Source organism: Luteipulveratus mongoliensis (assembly GCF_001190945.1).
Taxonomy (GTDB): Bacteria; Actinomycetota; Actinomycetes; order Actinomycetales; family Dermatophilaceae; genus Luteipulveratus; species Luteipulveratus mongoliensis.
Window position 1 is genome coordinate 5,162,382 of record NZ_CP011112.1, and the last position, 23,150, is coordinate 5,185,531.

Annotated in this window: 21 protein-coding genes and 2 tRNA genes; 13 read left to right on the forward strand and 10 right to left on the reverse strand. The window is 65.9% G+C overall.

The annotated features are described in order from the left end of the window. Positions 1–50 precede the first annotated feature (50 nt). Positions 51–959 (forward strand): phage tail tip lysozyme, encoded by a 909-nt coding sequence (locus VV02_RS24590; RefSeq protein WP_052595961.1) that lies wholly within the window; start codon positions 51–53, stop codon positions 957–959. Positions 960–1,049: 90 nt separating this feature from the next. On the opposite strand, the gene VV02_RS24595 is transcribed toward VV02_RS24590, so the two are convergent. Further along, positions 1,050–1,143, reverse strand: a tRNA-Ser gene (locus VV02_RS24595). Positions 1,144–1,532: 389 nt separating this feature from the next. Between VV02_RS24595 and VV02_RS24600 the strand changes: the two genes are divergently transcribed. Both VV02_RS24600 and VV02_RS24605 read left to right on the forward strand, forming a co-directional pair. After that, entirely contained in the window at positions 1,533–3,014 is a 1,482-nt protein-coding gene (locus VV02_RS24600; RefSeq protein ID WP_169787752.1) for an LCP family protein, read from the forward strand. Between the two features lie 42 nt (positions 3,015–3,056). Beyond that, positions 3,057–4,973 carry a penicillin-binding transpeptidase domain-containing protein gene (locus tag VV02_RS24605; protein ID WP_052595965.1) on the forward strand — a complete coding sequence of 639 codons (1,917 nt, stop codon included), beginning with the start codon at positions 3,057–3,059 and terminating at the stop codon, positions 4,971–4,973. Positions 4,974–5,070: 97 nt separating this feature from the next. Here VV02_RS24605 and VV02_RS24610 read toward each other — a convergent pair whose 3' ends face one another. Together VV02_RS24610 and VV02_RS24615 are read right to left on the reverse strand one after the other, a co-directional pair. Beyond that, positions 5,071–5,274, reverse strand: a complete 204-nt coding sequence (locus VV02_RS24610) for a cold-shock protein (RefSeq protein WP_052595966.1) — start codon at positions 5,272–5,274, stop codon at positions 5,071–5,073. Positions 5,275–5,628: 354 nt separating this feature from the next. Continuing rightward, a complete protein-coding gene (locus VV02_RS24615) occupies positions 5,629–6,492 on the reverse strand; it encodes a hypothetical protein (protein ID WP_052595968.1) in 864 nt (287 codons plus the stop codon). 1,013 nt (positions 6,493–7,505) lie between these two features. On the opposite strand from VV02_RS24615, the gene VV02_RS26595 reads away from it, so the two are divergent. Further along, complete coding sequence (locus tag VV02_RS26595) at positions 7,506–8,327, forward strand: DUF2599 domain-containing protein (RefSeq protein WP_157063552.1); 822 nt, start codon at positions 7,506–7,508, stop codon at positions 8,325–8,327. An 837-nt stretch (positions 8,328–9,164) separates the two neighbouring features. On the opposite strand, the gene VV02_RS24625 is transcribed toward VV02_RS26595, so the two are convergent. Continuing rightward, the gene (locus VV02_RS24625; protein ID WP_052595971.1) at positions 9,165–9,791 is read right to left on the reverse strand and encodes a hypothetical protein; all 627 of its coding nucleotides are present in this window, start codon (positions 9,789–9,791) and stop codon (positions 9,165–9,167) included. Positions 9,792–10,144: 353 nt separating this feature from the next. Here VV02_RS24625 and VV02_RS26210 point away from each other — a divergent pair, with 353 nt between their 5' ends. Further along, complete coding sequence (locus tag VV02_RS26210; protein WP_083450413.1) at positions 10,145–12,064, forward strand: recombinase family protein; 1,920 nt, start codon at positions 10,145–10,147, stop codon at positions 12,062–12,064. Here the strand turns inward: VV02_RS26210 and VV02_RS24635 are convergent. Then, positions 12,024–12,116: transfer RNA gene (locus VV02_RS24635), tRNA-Ser, on the reverse strand. The genes VV02_RS26210 and VV02_RS24635 overlap by 41 nt on opposite strands. Positions 12,117–12,247: 131 nt before the next feature. On the opposite strand from VV02_RS24635, the gene VV02_RS24640 reads away from it, so the two are divergent. Together VV02_RS24640 and VV02_RS24645 are read left to right on the forward strand one after the other, a co-directional pair. Beyond that, on the forward strand, positions 12,248–12,586 hold the full coding sequence (locus VV02_RS24640) for a YtxH domain-containing protein (protein ID WP_052595975.1): 339 nt from the start codon (positions 12,248–12,250) through the stop codon (positions 12,584–12,586). A gap of 162 nt (positions 12,587–12,748) precedes the next feature. After that, positions 12,749–13,024: an HU family DNA-binding protein gene (locus VV02_RS24645; protein WP_050668209.1), complete on the forward strand. Its 276-nt coding sequence runs from the start codon at positions 12,749–12,751 to the stop codon at positions 13,022–13,024. Positions 13,025–13,220: 196 nt separating this feature from the next. On the opposite strand, the gene epsC is transcribed toward VV02_RS24645, so the two are convergent. After that, a complete protein-coding gene (gene epsC, locus VV02_RS24650) occupies positions 13,221–13,847 on the reverse strand; it encodes a serine O-acetyltransferase EpsC (protein WP_052595976.1) in 627 nt (208 codons plus the stop codon). Between the two features lie 4 nt (positions 13,848–13,851). Further along, entirely contained in the window at positions 13,852–14,781 is a 930-nt protein-coding gene (gene cysK / locus VV02_RS24655) for a cysteine synthase A (protein ID WP_052595978.1), read from the reverse strand. Between the two features lie 187 nt (positions 14,782–14,968). On the opposite strand from cysK, the gene VV02_RS24660 reads away from it, so the two are divergent. Further along, positions 14,969–17,242, forward strand: a complete 2,274-nt coding sequence (locus VV02_RS24660) for a (Fe-S)-binding protein (RefSeq protein WP_052595980.1) — start codon at positions 14,969–14,971, stop codon at positions 17,240–17,242. Positions 17,243–17,313: 71 nt separating this feature from the next. Here the strand turns inward: VV02_RS24660 and VV02_RS24665 are convergent, their stop codons facing one another. Genes VV02_RS24665 through VV02_RS24675 form a run of 3 tightly spaced genes read right to left on the reverse strand, consistent with a single transcriptional unit; the run spans position 17,314 to position 19,064 of the window. Further along, complete coding sequence (locus VV02_RS24665; protein WP_052595982.1) at positions 17,314–18,051, reverse strand: MerR family transcriptional regulator; 738 nt, start codon at positions 18,049–18,051, stop codon at positions 17,314–17,316. 33 nt (positions 18,052–18,084) lie between these two features. Beyond that, complete coding sequence (locus VV02_RS24670) at positions 18,085–18,447, reverse strand: DNA polymerase ligase N-terminal domain-containing protein (RefSeq protein ID WP_052595983.1); 363 nt, start codon at positions 18,445–18,447, stop codon at positions 18,085–18,087. Next, positions 18,444–19,064 carry a CGNR zinc finger domain-containing protein gene (locus tag VV02_RS24675; RefSeq protein WP_052595985.1) on the reverse strand — a complete coding sequence of 207 codons (621 nt, stop codon included), beginning with the start codon at positions 19,062–19,064 and terminating at the stop codon, positions 18,444–18,446. Before VV02_RS24675 ends, VV02_RS24670 begins: the two co-directional genes overlap by 4 nt. A gap of 81 nt (positions 19,065–19,145) precedes the next feature. Between VV02_RS24675 and VV02_RS24680 the strand changes: the two genes are divergently transcribed. The 5 genes from VV02_RS24680 (at position 19,146) to VV02_RS24700 (ending at position 23,150) form a co-directional block, all read left to right on the forward strand. Beyond that, on the forward strand, positions 19,146–19,679 hold the full coding sequence (locus tag VV02_RS24680) for a hypothetical protein (RefSeq protein ID WP_052595987.1): 534 nt from the start codon (positions 19,146–19,148) through the stop codon (positions 19,677–19,679). Between the two features lie 87 nt (positions 19,680–19,766). Further along, entirely contained in the window at positions 19,767–20,087 is a 321-nt protein-coding gene (locus VV02_RS24685) for a hypothetical protein (protein ID WP_052595989.1), read from the forward strand. Then, the gene (locus VV02_RS24690; protein WP_052595990.1) at positions 20,087–20,725 is read left to right on the forward strand and encodes a hypothetical protein; all 639 of its coding nucleotides are present in this window, start codon (positions 20,087–20,089) and stop codon (positions 20,723–20,725) included. Before VV02_RS24685 ends, VV02_RS24690 begins: the two co-directional genes overlap by 1 nt. Continuing rightward, positions 20,722–22,410 carry an alpha/beta hydrolase gene (locus VV02_RS24695; protein WP_052595992.1) on the forward strand — a complete coding sequence of 563 codons (1,689 nt, stop codon included), beginning with the start codon at positions 20,722–20,724 and terminating at the stop codon, positions 22,408–22,410. Before VV02_RS24690 ends, VV02_RS24695 begins: the two co-directional genes overlap by 4 nt. Further along, complete coding sequence (locus VV02_RS24700) at positions 22,407–23,150, forward strand: hypothetical protein (protein ID WP_052595994.1); 744 nt, start codon at positions 22,407–22,409, stop codon at positions 23,148–23,150. The genes VV02_RS24695 and VV02_RS24700 overlap by 4 nt, the downstream gene beginning before the upstream one ends.

The window sequence follows — 23,150 nt, forward strand, 5'->3', positions numbered from 1 at the left end:
CCAGACCTCTGAGTCTCGGCAACTGGGCCGCAGGGGAACGGGGAGAAGCAATGAAGGTCAACAACAAGCGCCGCACGGTCGCGATCGGCATCGTCGTCGGTGGACTCGCCATCGTCGGACCGACCGCTGCCATGGCGAACAACCTGCACAGCGCCGGACACGGACCGAACGGTCCGCGGATGATCACCGCTCAGGGCATGAGCCACACCGACAGCCTCAAGCAGACCGCGGTGAGCAGCAACAACGAGCGGACGGCGTTCAACTACTTCGTCGGCAAGGGCCTGACGGCGAAGCAGTCGGCCGGCGTCATCGGCAACCTCGACCAGGAGTCGGGGATGAACCCGAAGAGCAACCAGGCCGGCGGTCCGGGTCGCGGCATCGCCCAGTGGAGTGAGGGTGGCCGCTGGGAGACCCTGAAGAAGTACGCCAACAAGAAGGGCAAGTCCGCGGAGAGCCTGGGGCTGCAGCTGGACTTCGTCTGGCACGAGCTGAACACCGGCGGCTACGGCTTCAGCGACCTGAAGAAGGCCACGTCGATCGACAAGGCCGTCCGGATCTTCCAGGACCAGTACGAGATCTGTGGCGACTGCCGGTTCGACAACCGCAGCAAGGCGGCGCACGCGGCGTACGACAAGTACGCGCACGGTGGCGGCGGGACCAAGCCGAAGCCCAAGCCGAAGCCGGGCAACCCCAAGCCGAGCAAGGTCTACAAGAACGTCTGGGCCGAGGCTCCGTCGTACAAGCACCGCGACAGGAGCGCGAAGGTCGGCGTCCTGCACCGCGGGAAGAACTACTTCTACTGCCAGCAGAAGGGTGCCGGAGCGAGCTTCGCCGGCTACCACAACAACTGGTGGCTCAAGACCGACGACGACTCCGGCAACGCGAACGTCTGGGTCAACGCGACGTACGTCTCGGGCGGCGTCAACGACGGCAAGATCCCCGGCGTTCGGGCCTGCTGAGGCCCGATCGATATTTCACATAGGGAACGCGTGTGGGGTACGACCACGGCGACCGAACAGGCCACTGCAGTCGTACCCCACATGCGTCTCTGGCGGAGGCGGAGGGATTTGAACCCTCGATGGGGTTGTAGCCCCAAACCCGCTTAGCAGGCGGGCGCCATAGACCGGACTAGGCGACGCCTCCAGATCAAGCGCACGCAAGGCTACCTGGGTCAGACCCCCCGACCAAACCGGGTCGTGTCATGGGACAACCTGAACGCCGCGTCGTACGTCTGCTTCAGTGACGCGCGGCTCTAACCTGTTCCAGGTGCTGTCAATTCCAACGAAACCGACAGCGACTCACAGGTACGTCAGCGAGCATGGTTGGCACGCGAGTGCCGGCCCGCGACACGGGGGTGTTGGTGCTGCGTGCGTGGCATGAGTCACGATGGGATGGGGCCCGATCGGCCCCATAGACGACGTAGAGGATTTGCTTAGATGACGAACGGTGCCCACGAGGGGCTTCGCCGTCAGCCACCGGAACAGGGACGCGCACGGCGCGACTCTCGTACGGGACCGCTGACTCGGTCGGAGATGCGTGGACGTCGTGGACGTGAGGTACGCCGGGCCCTTCGGCTGACCATGCTCAGCACGGTCTTCCCTGGGCTGGGTCTCGTGTTCACACGGCGTCACCGGTTCGGCTTCCTGCTCCTCACCAGCGCTGCCCTCGTGGCTCTCGCTCTTGCCTTCCTCGTCGCCAATGGCGGCATCATCGAGGCGGCCTCACGCTTCCTCACCGAGAAGGGCCTCTACTCGCTGCTGGCGCTGTTCATGGTCGGCGGAGTCCTGTGGGTCTTCGGCATCATGCTCACCGCGCGCGAGACCTCCAAACGCGGCTGGGGCGGCGGCGCTCGCTGGCTGATGCGTCTCTTCACGGCAGCCATGTGTCTGGTCGTTGCGGTCCCGGCGGCGCGTGCGACGCAGTACGTCCTGGTCACCCAGGACGCCTTCAACAGCATCTTCCAGGACCACTTCAGCGGACGCGGCGCGCAGGCGCAGAAGCCCGGCGGCGGCTCCGACCCTTGGAAGGACGTCCCGCGCCTCAACATGCTGCTGCTCGGCTCGGACGCCGGCAAGGGTCGCCAGAACACCCGCACCGACTCGATGATGATCGCCAGCATCAACACGAAGACCGGTGACACGGCTCTCATCAGCGTCCCGCGCAACCTCGAGAACGTGCCGATCCCGGAGAGCAACCCGCTGCACTCGGTTTACCCCAACGGCTACAAGTGCCCGCAGCACGCCTGCCTGATGGACGCCATCTGGCACGAGGTCGAGATCAACCACCCCGACTTGTTCAAGGGTGAGCAGGACGCCGGTCTGCACACCACCGAGGAAGTCCTCGAGCAGGTCGTCGGGCTGGACATCGACTACACCGTCGTCATCAACCTGGCCGGCTTCCAGCAGCTCGTCGACTCGATGGGCGGCGTCAAGCTCAACGTGCCCAAGCCCGGTATCGCGATCGGCGGCTCGATCAAGAACGGCCGCGAGGTGCCCGGCAGTGTCACCGGCATGGTCAAGCCTGGTTACCGCAAGCTCAACGGCTACGAGGCGCTCTGGTACTCCCGCAGCCGCGTGCGCGACCAGGACGGCGACAACAGCCGCATGCGCCGCCAGCGGTGCATGGTCAATGCGCTGATCAGCCAGTCCAACCCGCCCAAGCTGCTCAAGCAGTTCCCCGACATCATGTCGGCGGCCGCGGAGAACATCCGCATCGACATGCCCCGCGACGACCTGCCCGCGTTCGCCAACCTCGCCCAGCGGATGAAGGGCGGCAACATGCGCAGCGTCAGCTTCTCCAAGGTCATCAACGGCGCGGACCCGGACTTCGGCAAGATCCACTCACTGGTGCAGGAAGCGATCAACGCGCCGCACGACCCGGCCGCGCCCAAGGCGACCAGCACCGCCACGCCGACGCCGACCGACACCGAGTCCAGCTCCGACGATCCGACCGATGGCAGCCCGTCGTCGACGCCGACGCACGAAGCCATCACCGACACCACCGACGCGTGCTGATCGCTACCAGGTTCTGACAGGAACCTGGGGTTTGATGGCCGCATGCCTCGTTCCACGGTCCTGACCGCAGCCGGTGCCGGCGTCCTCGTGGCGGGAGGTATCGGCGGCTACATGCTCTGGCACCAGCACCAGCAGTCCTCGGAGCAGGACGAAGGTGCTCGTACGGCCGCGACCACCCTCGCCACCGCCTGGCAGAACCGCAAGCTGGACCAGGCGACGTACGTCGGCACGAGCCCGACCGGTGCCGCCGAGAACTTCCGGACCACCACGCGGGCGCTGGGCAGCGGCCCGATCAAGGTGACGGTCGGCAAGATCCAGCGCGATGGCAACGCGGCCACCGCCGATCTGCAGGTGAGCTGGACTCTGAGCGACGGCAAGCAGTTCGCCTGGACCGATCCGGTACCGCTGGCCAAGTCCGGCAACACGTGGGGCGTCAAGGTCGGCGACAAGTCCCTCTGGCACCCGAGGCTGACCGCGGACGGTGCGTTCTCGGTGGACGCGGGCGGCTCGGCGACCCGGGGTGAGATCCTCGGCCGCGGCGGCGCCAAGATCATGGCCAACCAGAACGTCTACGACATCACGATCGACCCGGTGAAGGCGACGGATCAAAGCGTGCGGTCACTCGAGGGCATCGTGGGATCCAGCCCGGGCAGCCTGGGCGCCAAGCTCAAGAAGGCGCAGAGCTCAGGCTCGAAGGGCACGATCGCGGTCATCACCTATCGCGAGTCCGACTACGCCGCGCACAAGGGCTCCATCGAGGGCCTGCCGGGCATCCTCGCCACGGAGCGTCAGCAACCGCTGGCACAGACCCGCACGTTCGGGCAGCCGCTGCTCGGCACCGTCGGCCACGTGACTGCCGAGATGATCAAGAAGGACCCGCAGCGCTACCGCGAGGGCATGTACGCCGGCACGTCCGGTCTCCAGGAGACCTACGACTCCACCCTCGCGCCCACGAGCGGGGTGACGGTGACGCCCAGGGGCAGCTCCGACGTCATCCTGTTCGGCCAGAAGCCACGCAACGGCACCTCGCTGCAGACCACGCTCGACCCGAAGGTCCAGGCGGCGGCGGAGAAGGCGTTGACCAAGACCGGCAAGACGCCGTCCGCTCTGGTCGCCATTGACGTGAAGAGCGGCGACGTGCTCGCCCTGGCCAACTCACCGTCGTACGGCATCAACCGAGCCTTGACCGGGCGCTATCAGCCCGGGTCCACGCTCAAGGTGTCCTCGACGTACGCCTTGCTCACCAAGGGTTTCAGCACCAGCACCAAGGTGCCGTGCCCGCCGGACATCGTGGTCGACGGGCGACGGATCGGGAACTTCGAGCGTGAGACGTTGAGCGACCCGACGTTCGTGGAGGACTTCGCGCACTCGTGCAACACCGCGTTCGTGAAGGCGACGGCCGACCTCGCGCCCGGCGACATGCGCACCGCGGCGACCGCGCTCGGCATCGGTGTCGACTGGTCCAAGCAGCTGGGCGTCGGTCCGGTCTTCACGGGTTCGGTGCCGGTCACGACCGGCAAGACCGATCAGGCGGCGGCCAGCTTCGGGCAGGCCCGGACCTTGGCCTCACCGATGGCGATCGCGGTCATGTCCGGCTCGGTGGCGCGCGGCTCGTTCATCCCGCCGGCGCTCGTGACCAACCCGAAGCCGGGTGGCGACCGCACGCCGAAGCCGCTCAATGCCGGCGCGGTGCAGGAGCTGCACTCGCTGATGCGCAAGGTGGTGACGGACGGCTCCGGCACGGTCATGCAGGGCACGCCTGGTGGCGACGTCTATGCCAAGACCGGGACGGCGGAGTTCACGCAGGACGGCAAGCCCTTGGTGCGAGCGTGGCTGACGGGCTGGCAGGGCGATGTGGCGTTCGCGGTCCTCGTCGAGGAGGTCGCGACGGGCCAGACGGGCGGCACCGTGGCCGCGCCCGTGGCCAAGGATTTCCTCACGAGCCTGCAGACCGGCTGACGATCGTTCGGGCATCTGGACACAACAAGACCCCGGCACCAGTTGGTGCCGGGGTCTTGTCTCAGCCGACGTGGTCGGCCGATATATAAGTCAGGTCTCAGACCGTGGTGACGTTAGTCGCCTGCGGACCCTTGTCGCCCTGGGTGATCTCGAACTCGACACGCTGTGCCTCGTCCAGGCTGCGGTAGCCCTGGGTCTGGATGGCGGAGTAGTGGACGAACACGTCCGGACCTCCACCGTCCTGTGCGATGAAGCCGAAGCCCTTCTCAGCGTTGAACCACTTCACGGTTCCCTGTGCCATGGGGGGTAACTCTCATTCTGTTGCTCTGGCGGTGACACCCCGCGATGCGGGGCACGGCTGCCGCTGGCCAAACCCCCGAAAGCGTGGAACACGGTGGAACACGCCCCACAACATCAAAGCGCCCGCTTGCGCGGGCACCTCTTCGTTCTGAGAGGAACTGCAACTGCAACCGCAGACGACGGTAGCACGGTCAAGATGAACGCCAGGCAGATGGAGGGCGACGGAAAAATCCTGCCCCTTCTGTCACTTCTGTCAAATCCTGGCCCGCAATGCCGCTGTACGCCGTCGGGCCGCCCCTCCCGAGAGGGGCGGCCCGACCGTGCGCTCACGTGAGCGCGGTGCAGAACGTACGGCTTAGCGCTTGCCGGACGTGCTGGACTGGGCGCTGGCGCCGGAGCGCTCGTCGCCCTCCTGCTTGGCCGGCTGCGCCGGGGCGGCCTTCTTGGGCGGCGCACCACCGTTGCTGTTCAGCTCGGAGGTCAGCACCTCGGTGAGGCGAGCCAGCTCGGAGCGGACATCGGACTGCAGGCCGGTCAGGCGAGACAGCTCCTGTGTGCCCTGGTCGCGCTGACGCTGGACGTCGGACTCGGCACGCTGACGCGCCTCGTCTGCGGCCGCCTCGGCCTCCTTGCGCAGTCGCAGTGCAGCCTGCTCGGCTGCACCGTGCAGGTGCTCGGCCTGCTGACGCGCGGCTGCCAGCTGGTCGGCGATCTGCTGCTCGCGCTCCTGCAGCTCGGCCGAACGCTGCACGGCCTGCTGCTCAAGCAGCGAGGCGCGCGTGATCAGCGTCTGCTCGACGTCGTGACGGTGCTTCTCAGCATCCGTGCGCGCCTTCTCCAGAATCGCGGACGACTCCTTGCTGGCGTTCTGACGCATCTCGGTCGCCTCGTTCTCGGCGATGCGCAGGAGCTTCTCGGCGCGGAAGCCGAAGCTGTCCTCCGCCTTGGTCGGCTCCGAGCCCGCCGAACGGGCCTTGAGCTCACGCAGCTCCTTGTCGGAACGCTCTGCGGTCTCGGCGGTCACCTGGTGCTGGCGGTTGGCCTCGGCGAGCGAGACCTTCAGCCGGGTGATCTCCTTGTTCTTGGCAGCCAGAGCTTCGTCGACCTGACGGCGCTCGTAGCCGCGCATGACCGTGTCGAACGTCTGACCGTCCTGGGGAGGACCGGCGGGTGCCGACGAGTTGGACTTGCTGGACGGGGCGGTGGCCGAGTTAGCCACGGATCACTTCCTCTGTTCCGGGAAAAGCATGGTGCGCGGTCCGGACATGGGTACCGAGCCGTGTCGGGCTTCTCAGGTGTGGTGCACGACCCGGTCGGGTCGAGCACCCTGGTCTGACCCGCTCGAGGGGGCGAGTGGGTGGGGGCTGTCACACAGGTTCCAACGGACGACCCCGACACAGCGAGCCGGAACCGTCCTGGAGCACCACTGATGATGGCACCACGTGAAGCGTCCCGAGATCCGCGACCATGCCGAGCCGAGTCGCTTGCACGAGGATATCCTCGCCGCCCGCCCCGCGTGGCGATTAGACAGGGACGACCACGGGCGCAAGTAATCCGCCTCGCAGCGCTCCAGGAGGGCTCGCGGAGTGGCGACGATGCCGGCTCGCTGGAGCCTGCGACAGCGACCGGAGGAGGAGCTGTTCCAGGAGGGCTCAGTTGGCGGTCCTCTCTGGACAACGTTGGAACCCTGGTGTGTGGGATCGGGTGGCGTCCGTGCTGTCAGAGCTGGGCAAGTAGCCCTGACCAGCACTGTTCCGCCCGACCGTCCGCCCGGTCGACTTCTGTCACGCCTCTGACCTGCGTAGATGCCTCGTTTTGGGCACCGAAATATACGGCTACGTCGTAGCCGTAGAGCATGGACTGAACTTGTCACCGACGCGACGTCCGCTCCTGTCAAGGCTGTCACAGCCGCATGCGTTCCGGTACGCTGCTGATGTCCGCTCTCAGAGCGGCCAACATGTAGATGCTCAGGACCGCGCTGTTGGCCCTGATGCGCTGTGGCCCTCGTGCCACGCCTCAGCCCTCCTGTTGCACCAGGGGGGCTGATTGGTACCTCCGTGACCTCTTGCCGCGTGAGTTCTGGCCGTGTCATCCTTGTCATGCCTCACCGACCACGATTCCGAAGTCCCGGTGCAACGGGGAGTCCGGCCGATGAGCGTCTGCATGGTGGTCGTTCGCTGGGTCCACTCCCGGAGTCGGCGGACGACCGCACAACCAAAAAGGAGTGCGGTCATGAACCAATCAACACGCAAACTCGCTCTGCGCGGCATTGTGCTTGCGCTTGTTAGCACCATGTACCTAGCGGCACTCGGTGGTCCAGCACACGCCGACGTGGTCTACCCGGTGGCGTGGACCAACATCGGGATCTTCCCTCGGACGGCGCCCAGCATGGGGGCACCCGCTGCGGGAGCGGCAGTCTCAGATGGCACATCCGTCCAGATCGCCTGCGAGACAACCGGTGAGTCAGTCAGCAACGGGGCATCGACAAGCACGATTTGGGAGCAGCTGTCGGACGGCAGCTACCTCCCCAATGCCCACATAGATACAGGGTCGGACGACTGGACACCAAACGTGCCTCGGTGTGGTGGAGGGGCGAGTGCGACACCGTCAGCTAGTGGCTCCGGCTGGGTTCCTTACTGCGGCCCGTCGAAGTACTTCTCAGATATTTCCGTCGAGCGTTGGAGCAATGGCGATTTCAAGATCATCGCCTGGCCGACCTGGGAAGCCAGAACCGCCTCAGATCCAACAGCCGCCACTATTGATGAGTGGCATGCCATCCAAAACTGCGTGAGCGGCTTGTATGGCACGCTCGCGGACTCGATCTACGACCAGTTGGAGTGTCACCAGCATCTGGCACTTGTGCCAGGTAAGAACGTTTGGGCGACTGGCACGACGTATGACCTGGAAAGTTGGCGTGGGACGTTCGACAACTGGCTAGGGACTCGTTGTGGAAACGAATTGAACAAGGAGCGCGATCATACCGACGCGCCAACTTCGAACGGCCAGCCAGATGAAGGGGTGACCGACATCGCTCCGCCGACCACGGTCGGCTAGTCAAAGATCAAGTGGTGCTGCGCCTAGCGTGTCGGAGATGATGCGTTAGGCGCAGTGCTATGTGTACGACCAGGGCGGCACCCAGCCATGCGGCCGTCCAGGCATGCACTGTAAACAGGAAAACAAGTGAGACCGCCATTCCCCAATAGATATCGCCACCCAGCGTGTTGGTGGTTTCGCATAATCCATCACCCATACAGTTCGGGATAGATGTGTGGTGAAAGGCGACCCAGATGGCGACTACGATCAACAGCGCCAAAAGTAGCGCCAGCGCACAGAGCGCGAAACCCTTCAGTTCTCTCTTTATGTTCAAACGCCTGTAGTTCATGCTTGCTTAAATTATAGCAAAGCGGCGGCGCTGCGTGCATTGTCAAACCTGCGGATCTTCTTTGATGCGGTACTGTGGATATCCTCCAGCGCACACAAAAGACTCCCAACGCCACTCTCGGCGTTGGGAGTCTTTTGTTCGTCTTACCGAACCCCAGATCTTCCGAACTTATCTCATCTGACTAACCTCAGAAGCTCCCGGTTTCATCCAGACGCAGAGAAGCCTGGCACGGCACGTGCCAGGGGCTTCTTGCCTAGCGGTAGAGGCGTATATGAATGAGGAGCACGAGCAGGCCGACCGCGCCGACGGCAATCCTCGACCTGATCGGTGCTGCTCGCAGTGGTCCCCAGATGAAGATCGCCGCAACCAGCGGTCCTCCGATGAATGGGAGAATCCCACCGACTAGCAGAGTGACCAACATGGCCACCCCGAGGCCAAGTGCCGAGAGCCACCACCCACGGTTGCTCGACTCAACCTGTGCTGCCATCTTGTCCTCCTAGGACATTGATCTAGATGTTGCCGTTGGCGCCGTCGTAGAACCTCTGGATGCTTCCAGACACCCAAGAACGCGTCCGCGACCATTTGTTTGTCTTCACTGGCGACCCGTGAACCAAAACGCTGACCGATGTCTTGTCGACGGTGTCCATCGAGTTGTTCCTCTGACGCTCGCGGTAGCACGCGTAGTTCTCCAGCGAGTACCCGACGCCCCCGTTCTCGCCGCAGCGCTTGTCCCCCGAGATCATCTGGCTTCCATTGTACCGCCACGAGCCGTAGGTGTTGAAGTACCAGTAGGGGCCGTTCCACCAGCTCCCGATGTGCCGCTGGGTCTTCCAGCGACGCTCCTTCCACCCGCTAGCTGCCAGCTTGGGGTCACTAACCTCCATCGGTGCCGACACCTCGAGGATCGACTGCGACCCGTCCGTAAGCGTGATCGTGTCCACCATCGAACCGTCACTCTTGGTGTCGGTCACCTGTCGAGTGCCGTCTGCGTAAGTCCTCTCCACCACGCCGTCATGCGTCGCGACCGCAGCCGGCGCGCTTGGTCCATCCTGCGCCACGGCCTCAGCGCCGCCTGTCCCCGTCACGATCACCGCTGCGAATGCGAGCCCCACCCCGGCAATTTTGTTACGCATCATGCTTTGAGTCTCCCCTCATGGCGGCACCCCTTGCGCCGCCCGCAGACACTCTGGCAGAGATCGGCGAGCAAGTCGACAGTCTCGACGCGCACTGACTCCGTTCGCGTAGCCCGCGATGCTAGCGCGTTGCGGGACAATGACGGCACCGAGCATGTGGACATGACTCAACCAAGCCAAGCGCCATTCGCTATGTCATCCGGCTCACAAACCGCGTAGCCCTTGGCATCGAGGGATCGACAATTCCCGAACGCCGAAATAGCCGCACTATCTCAATAGGTTTACGTCTACCTGAGCAGTCGTCATACGCAAAAACAATTTCCTTAACGGTCGCGGTTTCCTGGTAAAATGGATACATGGACCGTCCCACCCCCTCCAATTCGGCACCGGAAAGCCTCTCGTCAGCGAGCGGCCTCTTGGCGTTGTTGTATTTGCGGGTGAGCACCTCGCGCCAGGCGCACCGTGGGGGTGAGGCAGAAGGGTATTCGCTGCCCGCACAGCGGGAGGCCTGTACGCGCAAAGCGTCGGAACTGGGAGCGTCAGTTGCTGGGGAATACATAGACGCCGGCGCATCGGCCCGTTCAGCAGATCGAGACGGGCTACAAGACCTGCTCGCTCGACTGGCGGATAAGAGTCAGCCGCCCGTCGCGTTCGTCATCGTGCACAAACTCGACCGGTTGGCACGTGACCGTGCCGACGACGTCGCGTTGCTGCTGGCCATCCGGCAGGCTGGTGCGCAACTGGTGTCGGTCTCTGAGCAGATCGACGAAACCCCAGCCGGTATGTTGCTGCACGGCATCATGGCCACGATGGCAGAATTTTATTCGCGTAACCTCAGTTCTGAGGCCAAGAAGGGCATCGCTGAGAAAGCCAAGCGCGGTGGCACGATCGGCTATGCACCAACCGGGTATATCAACTCCACCACACGGATCACCGGCGACGACGGCGTCTCGCGTGAAGTCAAGACGGTCATCCCGGATCCAGTACGTGCACCTCATATCTCGTGGGCGTTCGAGCAGTACGCTGGTGGCGAGCTGTCGCTGTCGCAACTGACCGTTGAACTGGCGGCTCGTGGCCTCACCACCCGAGATAGCCGCGCCATTGGCAAACCGCTGGCCCGAGCCTCGCTGCACCGACTGCTGTCGAACCCCTATTACACCGGGAAAGTAGTGCACCGGGGAGTGGTCTATCCCGGCAACCACGAGCCCCTGGTTGACGACGCCACGTTCGCGCGCGTCCAAGAACTCCTCGCCGGGCGAAAGGTGGCCGGTGATCGTTCCTGGCGGCGGGACCATTACCTGAAAGGCTCGATCGTGTGCGCCAGATGCTTGTCCCGCCTGGGTTACTCGATTAACCGTGGGCAAGGTGGGCAGTACGCGTACTTTTTCTGCCTCGGCCGCGCCAAGAAGCGCCTGATTCCAGCGGGCACCAAAGCCACCGGCACACCCGGCACCATCTGCGACTTGCCCTACCTTTCCGCCGAGAAAGTCGAAGACGCAGTCGTCGATCTGTGGTACCGAGAAACACTCAGCCCCATGGAAGCGCAACATATTAAAGCCGAAGCCGACCAGCAATTGCTCGCCAGCCGCTCCAGCCAAAGTCGTAACCTGAAAGCCGCCGAGAAAGATGTGGCGCGCCTGACGACCACCAAGCAACGGCTCCTCGACGCCTACCTGGCTGAAGCCGTCACCCTCGAAGACTTCCAAGTTAGGCAAGCCGACCTGGCCGGGCAGCTAGTGGCTGCCCAAGGACGACTGGGCAGCCTGACCCAGGATCTCGACCGCCTGACGATCCGGCTCGACCTCGTACTCAGCCTGCTCGCCAGCGCTGGTCAGTTCTACGAACAGTGCCCACCCGAAGCACGCAGACTGCTCAACCACGCCGTCTACGAGCGGATCCGCGTCGGCGCCTACGAGGACCTGATCGAGGGTGACACGACAGACGTTGTTGAGACGGTCACCCGGCTCGGTGATGACACCTCGAGCGATGAGTACGACAGCTCAGACGGCAATCCCAGGCCAGATGATGATGCCTCACGCGGTGCGACCCCAACTGGCACGACGGACGCCGCCAGCGCCTCGAACGCACACACCCCGCCATCCCATCCAAACGGCGCCCAGAACGTCACACAGGCCGTCCTGGCGCCCAACGGCACCGACGACCAACCCACCCGCCAGGACGCAAAGAACCCCCGCCAGACCATGCGGTCTGACGAGGGTTCTAACGTCGATCTTCTGGCGGAGGGCGTGGGATTCGAACCCACGAAGCCGGGGTAACCGACTTAGCGGTTTTCAAGACCGCCGCACTAGGCCACTATGCGAGCCCTCCCCTGCCCACGGGTGGGCAAGCCAGACCATCCTAGACGCGGCGGGGAGACACGCCGACCAGCCACTCCTCGCCGTCACCAGCCGCACCGCCTGGCGTTGTTAGGGTCGAGCGCAGTCGAAAGGAGACCAACGATGGGCAAGCTGTCATTTCTGATCGGCCTCGGCGCCGGTTACGTCCTGGGCGCACGCGCAGGCAAGCAGCGGTACGAACAGCTCAAGTCACAGGCCAACAAGGTCTGGGAGAACCCTTCGGTCCAGAGCAAGGTCGGCGACGTGGCCGAGCAGGTCAAGGCGAAGGCGCCTGCGGTCACCTCCGCAGCCACTTCGGCCGCCCAGTCGGCCACCTCCGCCGCGCAGAAGGCGGCACACAAGGTGACCAGCAAGGACGACCCCCAGAGCGACCCCGCGGTCGGCGCCCACCGGCGGACCGACACCACCGGCGAGGGTCCCGAGAGCGACCCGCTCCCCTGATCGACCCCCGTCGGCGTACTGTGTCCGCAGCCAGGCGCGCGAAGATCCGCGACACGACGGGGAATTTCGCCGCGTGCCAACGCGCAATCTGCGACGAACTGCCGTAGTTTCAAACCCGGGCCAGGAGTGGCTCACCGTTCAACCACAGGACAGGACCTTTCAATGAACCGCACTGACCTCGCCAGCACCATCGCTCAGCGCACGGGCGTCAGCGTCAAGGACGCCAACACCGTGATCACGGGCCTCAACGATGTCATCCTCGAGGCCGTTGGCCGCGGCGAGAAGATCCAGCTCCCCGGCCTGCTCACCATTGAGGTCGTCGACCGCGCTGCGCGCACCGGTCGCAACCCGCAGACCGGCGAGGAGATCCAGATCGCTGCCTCCAAGGCCGCAAAGGTCACCGCCGGCAGCAAGCTGAAGGCTGCCGCCAAGGGCTGACCGCCACCCACGCCAAAGGCCCGCACCCCGACCAGGGTGCGGGCCTTTCGCATGCCGTACGTCCGCCGCGACCTCACGCCGCGCAGCACCTAAGAGACTGCGTCTCCTGAATCTGACGCACTTACAAGGGGGTCAGATTCGGGAGACGCAGTCTCTTAGCCGGGGGACGGCCCATGGACCGGTCGATCGGTGAGCGTCAGATCAGCAGGGCTGGATCGGCGAAGGGGTCGTAGGTGGGTTCGGGGAAGCGCACCTTGGCCGGGATCCCGGTGGCCACGGCCTGCGGCGGTACGTCCTTGACGACCACGGCGTTGGCGCCGACCTGCGCACGGTCCCCCACGCGTACGGGCCCGAGGATGCGCGCGCCGGCGCCGATGGTGACACCGTCGCCGACGGTCGGGTGGCGCTTCACGCGCGCCAGCGAGCGGCCACCGAGCGTGACGCCGTGGTAGAGCAGGACGTCATCGCCCACCTCGGCCGTCTCACCGATCACGACACCCATCCCGTGGTCGATGAAGAAGCGCTTGCCGATCTGCGCGCCGGGGTGGATCTCCACCCCGGTCACGGCCCGCGCCGTCTGTGACAGCATCCGCGCGGGCAGGCGCCAGCGGCCACCCTTGGTCCACATGCGGTGGGCCAACCGGTGTGACCAGATCGCGTGCAGACCCGGTGAGGCGAGCGCCATCTCCAGACGTGAGTCGACCGCCGGATCGCGCTCGATCGCGGCATCGATATCGGCGCGCACCGACTCGACCGCGCGGCGGACCGACTGGGTCACCTTCTTGCGCGGGACCCCGCCGGTCAGCAGCACGTCGGCACCCATGCCGTTAGTCAACCAGGCCCTCGAACAGGATCGTGGACAGGTAGCGCTCGCCGAACGACGGGATGATCACGACGATGGTCTTGCCAGCGTTCTCGGGGCGGCGGGCGACCTGGTCCGCAGCAGCGAGGGCGGCACCCGATGAGATGCCGACGAGCAGACCCTCCTGAGTGGCGGCCTTGCGGGCCCACTCCACGGAGGTGGCGGCGTTGACGTCGATGACCTCGTCGTAGATCTCGCGGTCGAGGATCTCGGGCACGAAGTTGGCGCCGAGGCCCTGGATCTTGTGCGGACCAGGGGCGCCGCCGTTGAGGATGGCCGACTCCTCCGGCTCGACCGCAATGATCTGCACACCGGGCTTGCGACCCTTGAGGACCTGGCCGACGCCGGTGATCGTGCCACCGGTGCCGATGCCTGACACGAGGATGTCGACCTCGCCGTCGGTGTCCTTCCAGATCTCCTCGGCGGTGGTCTGCCGGTGGATCTCGGGGTTGGCCTCGTTGGCGAACTGACGCGCCAGGATGGCACCGTCGCGCTCCGCGACGATCTCGTTGGACTTGTCGACCGCGCCCTTCATACCCAGGGCACCTTCGGTCAGGACGAGCTCGGCGCCGTACGCCTTGAGCAGGGCGCGGCGCTCCTTGGACATCGTCTCGGGCATGGCCAGGACGACCTTGTAGCCCTTGGCCGCGCCAACCATCGCGAGCGCGATGCCGGTGTTGCCCGACGTGGCCTCGACGATCGTGCCGCCCGGCTTGAGCTCACCAGCGTCCTCGGCAGCCTTGATGATCGCGGCGCCGATGCGGTCCTTCACGGAGGCGGCCGGGTTGCTGAACTCCAGCTTGGCCGTAACGATCGCGTCGGACTCGATGATCCGGTTGATACGGACCAGAGGTGTGTTGCCGATGGCCTGGGTGACGTCGTCGAGGATGGGCACTGCTACCGCCTTCGTTGGAGTTCGCTCACGGCCCGCAGCATCACCGAACAGTGCGCGGGCTAGTTATGCCTATTCCAACAGGCAGTTATTGATAGCGCAACCGCCGCCCACCAGGCGGTCACCGCCTGAGCAGGCCAGGTCAGCCTTACCGGTTACCAGTGAGTAACAAATGATTAGACTGCTCGCCATGTCAGCACTTCAGATCATCGCTGCGGTGATCACGATGCCGGTCACTCTGGTCGCCATTGCGCTGTTCGCTCGCGCGATCCGCACGATGATGGCGACGTACCGACTCGGCCAGCCGGAGAGCCGTACGAACAACCCGGGCGCCCGCACGTGGACCTTGATCCGCGAGTTCTTGGGCCACACCCGGATGTCACGACTGCCCGTCGTCGCGGTGGCCCACTGGTTCACGATGCTGTCGTTCGGGCTGCTCGTGCTGACCCTGGTCAACGCCATTGGGCAGGTCTTCAAGCCCTCGTTCATGCTGCCGCTGATCAGCCACTTCCCGCCGTACGAGTGGATCGTCGACGTCTTCGCGGTCCTGGGCTTCTTCGGCATCATCACGCTGATGCTGGTCCGCCGTAAGAACCACCCGGGCCGCAATCCCAGCCCGCAGGGCCGGTACTCGCGCTTCTTCGGCTCGACGTTCTGGCAGGCGTACTACGTCGAGCTGACGATCCTCACCGTCACGATCTGCATCTTCTCGCTGCGCGCGCTTGAGTACGGCCTCTACAAGGTGACCGGCGAGCACGACGCGAACGCGCTGCACTTCCCGCTCTCGTTCCCGCTCGGCGAGCTGTTCGCCAAGATGTCCGAGCACTCGATCGAGCAGATGATCGTGGTCGTCGCCGCGATCAAGATCCTGATCTCCTTCGCGTGGATGATCACCATCTCGCTCAACGTCACGATGGGCGTCGCCTGGCACCGCTTCCTGGCGTTCTTCAACATCTGGTTCAAGCGCAACGCCGACGGTCGTACGGCCCTCGGTCCGCTCAAGCCGATGCAGCTCGCCGGCAAGCCGATCGACTTCGAGAACCTCGACGAGCTCATGGGCGACGAGGAGTCCGACGACGTCAAGCTCGGCGTCGGCAAGGTCGAGGACTTCACCTGGAAGGGTCTGCTCGACTTCTCCACCTGCACCGAGTGCGGGCGCTGCCAGTCGCAGTGCCCTGCCTGGAACACCGAGAAGCCGCTGTCGCCCAAGCTGCTGATGATGACCTTGCGCGAGAACGCCAACGCCAAGGCGCCCTACCTCAAGGCCGTCGCAGCGGGCAGTGCGCCGAGCGAGGAGCCGGCAGCGGTGACGACAGCGCTGATCGGCGACACGTCGTACGACCTGAGCGCGCCGCTGACTGCGTACAACCCGCATGGGCCTGATGCGGTCATCGACCAGGACGTGCTGTGGTCCTGTACGACCTGTGGCGCGTGCGTGGAGCAGTGCCCCGTGGACATCGAGCACGTCGACCACATCGTCGACATGCGTCGCTACCAGGTGCTGATCGAGTCGGCCTTCCCGTCTGAGCTGGGTGGCCTGTTCAAAAACCTTGAGAACAAACAGAATCCGTGGGGTATGTCGGCACGCGCCCGGCTCGACTGGGCCAAGGACCTGCCGTTCGAGGTCAAGGTCATCGGGTCCGATATCGAGTCGGCCGAGGACGTCGAGTGGTTGTTCTGGGTGGGGTGCGCGGGAGCGTACGAGGACCGCGCCAAGAAGACCACGCGTGCCGTGGCCGAGCTGCTCAACACGGCCGGCGTCGACTTCGCCGTGCTGGGCGACGGCGAGACCTGCACCGGCGACCCGGCCCGTCGCGCCGGCAACGAGATGCTGTTCCAGACGCTGGCTGCGGGCAACGTCGAGACGCTCAACGACGCCAAGGTCAAGAAGATCGTCGTCACCTGTGCGCACTGCTTCAACACCATCAAGAACGAGTACCCGCAGGTTGGCGGCGAGTACGAGGTCGTGCACCACACGCAGCTGCTCAACCGCCTCGTGCGCGAGAAGAAGCTCGTGCCGGTGGCCCGTCCCGACGAAGCCGACACCTCGGGCGCGGCCTCGACCGCGGAGTCCGTGACCTACCACGACCCGTGCTACCTCGGGCGCCACAACGGTGTGTACGCCCCGCCGCGCGAGCTCATCGGCGCGCTGCCCGGTGTGGAGCTCAAGGAGATGGAGCGTTCCGGCGAGAAGTCGTTCTGCTGCGGCGCCGGCGGTGCCCGCATGTGGATGGAGGAGAAGCTCGGCTCGCGCATCAACCTCAACCGCACCGACGAGGCCGTCGCGACCGGCGCTGACCGCATCGCGATCGGCTGCCCGTTCTGCCGCGTGATGATGACCGACGGGCTGACTGCCAAACAGGCCGATGGTGAGGCCCGCGAGGAGGTCGAGGTCGTCGACGTCGCCAACATGCTGCTCGCAGCCGTACGACGTGGCAAGGATCCGGTGGGCGCCGACGCCTAGCTCCGCTTGCTCGCCTTGGGTCCTGGCAGGCGCGCGCTCCAGCGCGCGTCTCCCAGGACCCAAGGTCAGCATCAGGCTTGGTACAGCCAGATCCAGTTGCCACTCGGATCCGTCACGGCCGACGATCGCGGCATACCTTCCGGATCGCGAGGTGGAACAGCCTCGCGCCCGCCCGCGGATAGGGCCCGGCTGTGAGAGTCGTCGAGATCATCAACCATCAGGCCGAACGTCGAAGGCCCCCGCGGCGCGTCGGTGTCTTCGCCATCCTTGACCAGTAGATGGAGAAGGAAGAAGCCCTCCTGGCCATACTCGCCGAACAGAAACGACGAGAACTCCGTGTCGGAGGTCCTGCGAGTCACGTCGTAGCTCAGGTCAAAGGCCTTCTGGTAGAAGGCGATTGACGAGTCCAAGTCATCGACGGTGATCTTGAGCTGAACTGGTCTGACGCCGGTCGTGGTCGTCGACATGATGAGTCCTCTCCTCAGGATTTGGTTAACGTCTCTGACCTGCGCGTCGAGCCGCCGCCTGGTGCGCTCGAGCTGGTCTCGGTGCCGCGCGAAGATCTCTTGCGACGCCGGGTCTGCCGGCCCCTGGATCACGTTCCGGATCCGATCTATCGGCAGGTCGATCCATCTGAGTGACTGGATCAACCGGGCAAGACGAACTTGATCGCGGCTGTAACGGCGATACCCGGACTCCGGGTCAACTTGAGCAGGCGTCAGCAGGCCGACGTCGTCGTAGTGCCGCAACGTGTGGACCGACAAGCCACTGATGCGCGCGAAGCGCCCGATCGTCATCAGCTCGTCCATAGGACCAGCGTGGACTCTCGGGCCGCCCGAGAGTCAAGTGGCTGGTTGATCCTTCGTCAGGTGGAGCAGCCAGTCCTTGTCCGTCTTGATCAGGGCGTAGCGTCGGTTGTCGCGAATCCCGTGGAGGGTGAACACGATTCGCCGCTCGTTGCGGTCGTGCTCTTCCCACCAGCCGGTGTCGGCGATGGACTTGTGCTCGTCGGTGTAATCCAGATGATCGAGGTCATGGTCCGGCACGGCAACAGCGAGGCGGTTGTGCTTCGGCGACGTCGGCAGCCCCCGAGGCACTGCCCAGGAGCGCAACACGCCGCCCTCCTCCAGGCGTAGGTCGAAGTGCGGCTGCGGCTTCCGGTGGTCATGCAGCACGAACGCCGGCCGGGCTGGCGCGTCGTTCATGGCTGTGCCTGCCGGGACCGGTCCGCGTACGCCGCCTGCTTGGCTCTGTTGCCGCACACCGCCATCTGGCACCAGCGGCGGCGGCCAGAGCCGTTGAGGAAGAGCCATCCGCAATCCGACCCTGGACAGCCTTCGATCTGCGAGAAGCGTTGTCCTGTCAGCAGATCGGATGCCGCGACAAGGAAGCAGTCCAGCGACTCCTTGAGGCTGGGGCGACCCTTGAACACCCAGTGCGGCCCGTCAGAGTCGGAGACCAGCTCCTGCCGGGAACGGGCTTCGGCGATGGCATCGGCGACCCGCCGGAAACCCGCCGACGTTGATCGGCCGGTGAGTGCGTCGTACAGATCAGCCCGGAGCGAGACGGTGCTGGCGAGTACGTCCGACGCCGCTTGGGGTTCGCGAGATGCCTTGCGGATCAACGTGTTTGCACGATCGTGCGAGAGCAGGCCGTTGAGCTCACCGAGCGTCACGAGGTAGGTCAGGTCGCGCAGGTAGTTCTGGCGGTCGTCGTACGGCTCGCCCCAGCCCGAGCGGGTGTTGCACAGCTCGAGCGCCGGATGGCCACCGATCTGCTTGGGCAGGACGCGATCGCCCACCGTGATCCACCACGTCGCCACACGCACCTCCCTTGACGCGTCTGATGCTAACCGCTTGAGTGACATAACCAGTTATTGCTGACAAACGGTTAGGACACCATCATGCGTTCAGTCATCGTGAAGGCAACCCTCGCGGCCACGCTTATGGGAGCGGGCCTCGGCGTCGGGCCCGCCAGTGCGGCAGGTTGGCACGACGTGCACGAGAGGTGGGCGCCCTACGTCGAGAGTGCGCTCACACTGCCCGCCGCGCGCTACTGCGGAACGTTCGACCTGAAGTCCGAGCCAGTGATCCAGGACATCCGCGTCAAGGTGCTCCAGCGGTGGGACAACGGCAAGCCGCGCCAGGAGAAGTACGTCGGGCCGCTCATCGTCCGGGTGACCAACCTGAGCACCGGCGCATCCAGTCACCAGAACCTCAGCGGTCACGCGACCGTGCTCTACCGCGCGGACGGAACCATGGAGAGCTACGAGATGAACGGTCCCGTCGGCATGGGCTTCCCGGCCGGGAGCGACGGACTCAGTCAGGGCTTCTACCGGCTGACCGGCCATCACCTGGTGACTTTCGACGCGGACGGAACTCGCCACCTCGCCCTCGATCATGGCGCAGAGCTCAACCTCTGCAACGTCGTCGGATAGACACACCCCCGACCCCCGAGTCCCGTTTGTCCACAACCGATCTGAGCGCTGCTGCCACGTGAAGCGGGCGGCAGGATCCTGGGCGCTATGGACGACTCCCAGCAGATCCGCACCGCCTCACGAGCCGTCGGCCGGATGGCCGATGACGCTCGCCGTGCTCGACGCGCCGCCGCGAGCGCCGATCATGTCCACTGGCAGGGCGCCAGTGCGCAGCGCTACCGACAACGCCTCTCGGAGCGCGCCCGGGAGCTCGGCCACTGCGCGGACGAGCTGGACGAGCTCAAGGACCGGCTCGACGCGCACGCCCGTGCGGTCGAGCGCCATGAGCACACGGCCAAGGAGGCGCTGCTCCGAGCACCGGTGCTGCCCGGTGTCTTGTCCGTGCGCGACGTCCTGGGCGTGCCGTGATGTGGCGGTCGCGTGGTCAGGCGGAGGTTCTTGCTCGCATCGAGGAAGCCGACCTCGTCCTGCACCTGCTCGCCCAGGACGGCATCACTCGGGTGACCTGCCGCGTGGTGGTGCTCGGCGACTCGTTCGTGCTCGCGGCCGAGCACGCGACCTCGACGGATTCCGGTTGCCCGACCGCGGCCGTCGAGGAAGGGCCGTTGGCTGACCTGATCGACGCGCTCTGGGCGATGGTGCCCGCGCCGGCCCGCCAGTTCGAGGACAGTCACCGAGACCACGAGAGCGCGCCCGCGGTCCGCGCGGAGGACGTACCCCTGCTCGCCGCGCTGGTTCGCGAGGGCGATCCGGAGGCGATGACCATCGCGCTCGACCTCGCTGACCTCCCGGCCCTGCCGGACTGGTTGCGAGAGGCCGCGTTCGGCGTCGACGGGCTGGTGACGGTCGTTGTCACGTCGACCATGGCGGCACAGATGCGGGTCTACTGCCACGCCCACCTGTCGCCTTCCGGATGGCTCGCGATGGGCGTTGACCGGGGCGGTCTGGTCCGCGCACACGGCTGGTCCGGCGACGACGTACGGACCAGCATCATCACGGCCTGCACCGCGCTGGTGCTCGCCGGCGCGACGGACACGGCCGCATGACCGCGCCGACGACCAACGGGTCACGGCACTCCGAGTCGTCCGACATGCGCGCCGCCGCCCACGTGCTCGACCGTGCGGGCGGGTCCGCGCGAGACCTGTACCGCGATGTCCTGCGCGTCACCGGTGACCTCCCGCGGCGAAGTGCCCTGGTCGCTCCAGCGACAGCGTGGCGAGTGGGCGAGCAGACCGCCACTGTGGCGTTCGGGCCGCGCGGCCTCGGCAGCGTCGGCCTGCGGATGCAGCTCATCGCGCGGGGTCTGCGCTACGCCGCGTGGGCGTACGACCGGGCCGAGTCTCATGGTCGGGGTGTGCTGGGGTCGGTCCTCGACCCGCTCGCTCCGGTCCTTCTCGGCACTGAGCTCCCGACCGGCGGCCTGCTCCCCCTTGAGCTGCCGATCGCGACGCTGCTGCACCTCGCCGAGCTCGGTGGTTTCGATCCGAGTGTCCTGTCGCCGCCGGCCGGTGCGCCGCCACAGCCCCAACGAGTCAACGCGTGGTGGACCGCCCTGAGACCCGACCAACGATCGGCGCTGCTCCGATCGAACCCGCACTACTACGGCAACCTCAACGGCGTCCCATCGGCCGACCGCCACGGCGCCAACCGGATCATGCTCGAGCGCGACCTGGCTGCCGGCGCACAGCTCTTCCGCGAGCACGGCCTCAAGCCGCCCGCGAGCGCAGCCGAGGCTGAGCGGCTGCCGACCTGGCAGCTGAAGGCGATCGGCTACTACGACGGACCGATCACGCTGATGGTCGATGAGGGAGTCCGTGGTCGCCTCAACCGGTTCAAGACCGCGCTGTCGACCCAGGCGACCACCCAACCTCAGGGCGGAATGCGTCCGATCCTGCTCGCGTACGACTCAGGCAGGTACGAGAACGAGGGGCGCGTGGCCATCGCGTACGGCGACCCGGACTCGGCCGCAAACGTCGCGTACGCCGTGCCAGGTCTGGAGTCACGCGGCAGCAAGGTGAGCCAGGTCGGTGGGGACGCGTACAACCTCTGGGCGGAGGCCAACAAGGCCGGCCCGTCGGCGCCGACCGCGGTCATCGCGTGGCAGGGGTACGACGCGCCGGAGCTCACCAACGTCGCGTCGGAGGCCAAGGCCCGAGCGGGCGCCCGGCTGCTGACGAGGGACGTCGCCGCGCTGACCGTGACCAATCACCACGACCCCAACGTGACGGTCGTCGGCCACTCCTACGGCAGCACGACGACCACCCTCGCTCTGCAGTCCGAAGGACTGGCCGACCATGTCGACCAGGTGGTGCTCATCGGCAGCCCAGGCGTGGGCGGCGACGCCGACTCCGTGTCCGACCTCCACCTGAACAGAGACCAGCTCTTCGTCGGGTCGGCGAGCCGCGATGTCGTGACGACCGACTACCAGCTGCTCGGCACAGACCCTGCGGAGGAGGGATTCGGGGCCACCAGGTTCAAGGCCGAGAACGTGCACCGTGACGCGGGACTCCCCTGGCAGGTGGGCGATCACTCGCGTTACTACGACCCGGGCTCCGAGTCGCTGTACGCCATCGCCGACATCGTGTCGGGCCACCGAGGTGAGCTCGCCGCCCACGACCTCCTCGCCGGCTCGCGGCAGAGCGAGGTCGGTGGGAGCCCCTACGTCGGACCGACGAGCACCACCCACGATCCCGAGCACGATCGCGCACCGACAGGAGGGCACCTCCATTGAACGCCCTGACCTTCCGGCTCCTCCGTACAGGAGGACGTCGTACGCATGCCGCACTCCTGCTCGCCCTGCTCGCCCTGCTCCTGACCGTGGTGGGGACCGGGTGCGACACGGCCGGGCACAGCCCGCTCACCCCGAACGCACCGACGGGCAAGGTCGCCGACACCACCGCTCGGGACCATCCGCTCCGAGAACCCCTCGTGCTGCCGACCGATCCGGGCGCCGCGACAGAAGCACTTCGCCAGCGCCTGATCGCGTTGTGGCGTCCTCTCCTCCAGAAGAGCGGCATCCGCTACCTCGCTGTGAGATTTCGGGCGACCTCCGATGGTCACTACGGACCGGAGGCGAGCATGAGCATCCGGTTCTGGGGCGGCCCGGTCGCACCGGCCACGGCGTCGGGAGGGCTGCAGTCCCCGGCAGCCGCCCCCGCTGCTCACCTCGAACGAGCGGCTCGGTCCAGCGGGTGGACGAGAGCCGGCGTCAGCCATGGCCTCAGCGTTCGCAAGGGACCGTTCCGGCTGAGTGGCCTGTGCCAGATGCAGGACTGCTGGTACGAGATCGCCGTCGACGAGATCGATCAGCTGCTGGACTCGCCCACGCCGGCCCGCGCGCTTCGCACACCCGAGCTCGAACAGTTCGCCGCGCCCAGGTCCGGCTCCGACCAGTCCACGAGCCCCACGACGCGAGTTCCTGTCGATGTCCGGTGCCCAGGAAAAGGCGGGGTGACGCCGTCATGCCGGTGA